The organism is Mesorhizobium sp. M1A.T.Ca.IN.004.03.1.1 (assembly GCF_003997555.1).
GTDB lineage: Bacteria > Pseudomonadota > Alphaproteobacteria > Rhizobiales > Rhizobiaceae > Mesorhizobium.
This window is the reverse complement of sequence record NZ_RZTV01000614.1, coordinates 1-257: the sequence shown is the minus strand read 5'-3', so window position 1 is coordinate 257 and position 257 is coordinate 1. Positions and strand designations below refer to the sequence as shown.

The 257-nt window shown below is 53.3% G+C and carries 1 protein-coding gene; it reads left to right on the top strand.

Annotated elements, in window-relative coordinates; genetic code table 11:
* Positions 1–257: hypothetical protein (locus EOD29_RS36715; protein ID WP_206520583.1), on the top strand; the 257-nt coding region annotated here is incomplete at both ends.

Below are 257 nucleotides of genomic sequence, written 5' to 3'. Positions count from 1 at the left end.
CAGCTTTTGACGGCAAGGATTGCCTTGGTTGCTTCGGATTTCTTTGGAAATCTTGAAGCGGGGGAAACAACGAACTCGGAGCGAGCAGGTGCTGCGCCGTTGGCGCCGGCGCTAGCATTTAACGCACGTATGGCACCAGCTCTCACAGAGACTTTAGATGACTGGATTACCGCAAGCACTTTACCCGGTAGCGACGGACTTTATTTTCTGGGCGCGTTCGAGCGACGTATAACGTTTTATTCCCAGCAGGTACGTGC